This window comes from Aliidiomarina iranensis, from assembly GCF_003987135.1.
Classification (GTDB): Bacteria; Pseudomonadota; Gammaproteobacteria; order Enterobacterales; family Alteromonadaceae; genus Aliidiomarina; species Aliidiomarina iranensis.
Map to the genome: position 1 here is coordinate 1 of NZ_PIPJ01000019.1, position 3,774 is coordinate 3,774.

Consider the following 3,774-nt stretch of genomic DNA (forward strand, 5'->3'; position numbering starts at 1 on the left):
TCATGGATTTGCTTCACAAACTTTGCAACTCCGGCCCGAAATTCAGATAGAGGTCGAATATCTTCGTCTACATGTACTCTTGTCATTGGCATCACCTATGTACAACTTAATGTACTTATAAATGTACTTTACAGTCTAGGATTTCGCAAGAAAAGGATTGCCGAAACATAACGCCCGCAGCACGCGTGGCTATGTAATGGAGGCGAAGCCGAAATGAAAAAGCCGTCGCTGTGCCTGCGATTGTTATGAGCGGCCTTCATTCCGCTGCAAAAGCCTTGACCGACGCAATGGAAAGCGATCTCTTGCACCCCGGAGATAATCCAGACGAACAACAGTATTGGAGAGTAATCGCCATGTCATAGCCCGATGCAGGCATGTGAAGTAGCATACTTGGTTTCGAGCTCCCAACCTTATAGTCCATGGAGAAGCCTGAAATTTGATTTTCGTCATCGAACAGAAATGTTTGAACTCGGCCCGCTGGGCACTCGTTAAGCTGACCTGAGAATTCAAGTTGATATAAATCGATTTCTGGGCTTCCAGAGTCAATCTGATGCAACTCGATAGAATACGCTTCTGCATTCTCGGGCGTTACTTCTGTATTTGTTGGTAGCCCTTCCACTAATGCACAGCCGGAAATCATAAAAAGCAGGGCTTTAAAAGTGTGCTTCAACATGATGCTGATATTTCATAACGCCGTGCACAGCGGCGCGAGCTTGCGAGCGTCCGGCGCCCGACAGGGCGCGTACTGCTGCACATGGTTAAGTGCTTTCTATAGGCCATCATAATCTGTTTCAGCCCTACAGTTTTCTACTTTTCTTCCTGATGGGTCAAGCTGGACTTGGATAGCAATCGCGGACTGGTATGTAACCCTCCAGTTTCCGACTTCTTTATCTAGAGCATAAAAGGTCTTATCAGCTTCCACATAGCTATACTCAACGTCTTTAGATTGTAGAACTTTCTCGGCTTCCGCTCTACTTATACCTGGACCAAGAGAGCTAAGGCACGCTTGATTCCATAGCTCCAACTTGCTCGTAGCGGTCGGGTAACGATGTGTTGTACAAGACAAGAGCGGTGTTAGAACCAAAATGATGACGATAACTCTCATGGGCACTTAACGCCCGCAGCACGCGCGGCTTTGTAGTGGAGGCGAAGCCGCAACGAAAAAGGCGTCGCCGTGCCTGCGCTTGTTAGCTTTTTTCACAGTTCTGCTTCCACTCTTTAAACAGCGATTTCACGGCTTCGCTGACTTCGCTACGAAGATGTAGATCATGTGCTTGTAGCTCATATTCATAGAATATGGATTCAAAATTAATTGTTTGTTTGCAGCTAAAGCTGCCTGCCGATTCAGAGCAATGGCCTATATACCAGTCCGATGGAATAGCTTTTCCTGGGTTCTTCAAAGGCGCAGATCGAACAAGGTGCCACATAAACAGAGGCTCGTGATACTCATAAACACGATAAAACGGCAGGCTTGGGTCTTTTTCCACATACACGGTATCTCTTTTGTCGTAAACGTTCCAAGCGGCTTCAGCCATTCCATTAGGATTGCCAATCTGTGAGCTTGCATATGCCAACCCCATTAGCTCATGCTCAAAATCTACCCCATTACTGTTGATATGGCTTAATGTGTATCCCGAAACCTTAGCCTTAATATTTTGAGCTGGGATGTATATCAATTCTTGACCATCCGAACTATCGAGCTCGTCAGCGATAGGTGCAAGAAATGCTTTCATAAATGAACTATCCGGTGAAAAACTAGATGGATAGCAAATTTTAGTGTCATCTAGTCGCACTTTTCTAAGGCTTTCGGCATAAGTAACTTGCGAGCTAAAAATCACCAAGATAAAGAGATAAAACTTCATACTTCTCCTGAAAGCTAACGCCCGCAATAACCGGCGTGTGTTAGCACGTCCGGCGCCGCAGGCGCGCAGTTTATTGACTTGTTATGTGCGTGGTAAACTCTGCCAACGTTCCGGCGCTTGTTTAGGATGAAATACCGCAAGCACAAGTATGAAATCGTCTTCATTACGATAGAGCACTCCATGAGGAAATGTATTGAGGGGCCAACGTCGTATTTCATTTTCAATAACTTGCATCGCCAGCGGTTGCGTCGCGGCCGATTTAACCGCGATTTCTAAGGCATGCTGAAACTGCTTCGCTAAATCAGGGCTGATTCTGCGGTAATAGTGTTTCTCCCGCCGAACATCATCGCGGGCTGTCTCAAGAAAACGTACAGGTTTCAACGATCATCAGCCCGAAGGTCCGCAAATACATCTTCAGATGAGATAGTTTGCTCGCCACCATCCAGATAACTTTCATACCTGCGGTTTGCTTCCTTGAGCCAAGCTTGTTCTATTACTTGGGGATCAACGTTAGGGCGCTCATCGATACTCTCTAGCAGGTGAACGATTAAGCGAGTCCGTTCCTCTTTCGGAAGAGAAAGGGCCTCAGACTCGAGGATTTGCGCTGATATAGTCATAAACCACCTCGTTCAATAGTTAACCGCTAGCACTTTACTACACGCTAATGCTGAAATGAAGCTGAAGGCCTGCATTAAGTACATAACGCTCGAGCACAGCGGCAACAGCAAGGCTGTTGTCCGGCGCCGAAGGCGCGTACTGTTGCGACTTGTTATGTGAACGACTCACCGTACTCTTAATCACGATCATGACCGAGATCTAAATAAGCGATGAGATAACCATATTCTTTGTCCGTCAGCATACCTTTTACATGATGCTGCTTTGCTAGTTCATGGCTCCACGCTGTTCCTTCGGGAGGGAGCGGAACCGACAAATCCTTTTCAAGAAGAGCGATATCTTCGACAGTGTAGCCTCGAGATACAGCCTCTTTAGCGCAGTGCGCTAGAACATATTCAACAGCATATTTATCAACACTCGGCTGCCATGTGTATTCTGTTTCGCATGCATATTTTCGCTCGCCCTCGACCGTGAAATACTCCAAGCGTCCGGAGGTGCAAGCAGATGCGAATAGAGCCACAGCTAAAACAATGCAGGTACTTTTAATTTTCACTGTTGTAATTCCAGTTCACATAACGCTCGAGCACAGCGGCAACAGCAAGGCTGTTGTCCGGCGCCGAAGGCGCGTACTGTTGCGACTTGTTATGTGAACGACTCACCGTACTCTTAATCACGATCATGACCGAGATCTAAATAAGCGATGAGATAACCATATTCTTTGTCCGTCAGCATACCTTTTACATGATGCTGCTTTGCTAGTTCATGGCTCCACGCTGTTCCTTCGGGAGGGAGCGGAACCGACAAATCCTTTTCAAGAAGAGCGATATCTTCGACAGTGTAGCCTCGAGATACAGCCTCTTTAGCGCAGTGCGCTAGAACATATTCAACAGCATATTTATCAACACTCGGCTGCCATGTGTATTCTGTTTCGCATGCATATTTTCGCTCGCCCTCGACCGTGAAATACTCCAAGCGTCCGGAGGTGCAAGCAGATGCGAATAGAGCCACAGCTAAAACAATGCAGGTACTTTTAATTTTCACTGTTGTAATTCCAGTTCACATAACGCCCGGCTTTGGGGCGGACTTGTAGCCGCGCAGCGGCGAAAAGGCCGTCCCAGCCCCGCAGGGGTGACAACAGCCGTTTGTTATATACCTTGCCCTTTACGCCACATGCGCATATGATATACGCATTGCCCGTATGGAGGAGCGACTATGAACCATGCATACAACGCCCAAGCGCCCAAAAGGCCTACTAATGTCAGTATAAACAGTGACTTACTTGAAAAAGCTCGAGGAC

At 47.0% G+C, this 3,774-nt stretch carries 6 protein-coding genes; all 6 read right to left on the bottom strand.

All coding sequences use genetic code 11. The features are described from left to right. Positions 1 to 256 precede the first annotated feature (256 nt). The gene (locus tag CWE08_RS11920) at positions 257 to 673 is read right to left on the bottom strand and encodes a hypothetical protein (protein WP_126768497.1); all 417 of its coding nucleotides are present in this window, start codon (positions 671 to 673) and stop codon (positions 257 to 259) included. Between the two features lie 514 nt (positions 674 to 1,187). Next, positions 1,188 to 1,862, bottom strand: coding sequence for a hypothetical protein (locus tag CWE08_RS11925; RefSeq protein ID WP_092839476.1), 675 nt, complete (start codon positions 1,860 to 1,862; stop codon positions 1,188 to 1,190). A gap of 81 nt (positions 1,863 to 1,943) precedes the next feature. Beyond that, positions 1,944 to 2,243 carry a type II toxin-antitoxin system RelE/ParE family toxin gene (locus CWE08_RS11930; RefSeq protein ID WP_126768499.1) on the bottom strand — a complete coding sequence of 100 codons (300 nt, stop codon included), beginning with the start codon at positions 2,241 to 2,243 and terminating at the stop codon, positions 1,944 to 1,946. Beyond that, on the bottom strand, positions 2,240 to 2,479 hold the full coding sequence (locus CWE08_RS11935) for an addiction module protein (protein WP_126768500.1): 240 nt from the start codon (positions 2,477 to 2,479) through the stop codon (positions 2,240 to 2,242). The genes CWE08_RS11930 and CWE08_RS11935 overlap by 4 nt, the downstream gene beginning before the upstream one ends. Positions 2,480 to 2,655: 176 nt before the next feature. After that, the gene (locus CWE08_RS11940; protein ID WP_126768502.1) at positions 2,656 to 3,030 is read right to left on the bottom strand and encodes a hypothetical protein; all 375 of its coding nucleotides are present in this window, start codon (positions 3,028 to 3,030) and stop codon (positions 2,656 to 2,658) included. Positions 3,031 to 3,143: 113 nt separating this feature from the next. Next, entirely contained in the window at positions 3,144 to 3,518 is a 375-nt protein-coding gene (locus CWE08_RS11945) for a hypothetical protein (RefSeq protein WP_126768502.1), read from the bottom strand. Positions 3,519 to 3,774: the final 256 nt, after the last annotated feature.

Coding starts and splice junctions, on each gene's coding strand:
- CWE08_RS11920 (WP_126768497.1), bottom strand. CDS start 673: ATGTTGAAGCACACTTTTAAAGCCCTGCTTTTTATGATTTCCGGCTGT.
- CWE08_RS11925 (WP_092839476.1), bottom strand. CDS start 1,862: ATGAAGTTTTATCTCTTTATCTTGGTGATTTTTAGCTCGCAAGTTACT.
- CWE08_RS11935 (WP_126768500.1), bottom strand. CDS start 2,479: ATGACTATATCAGCGCAAATCCTCGAGTCTGAGGCCCTTTCTCTTCCG.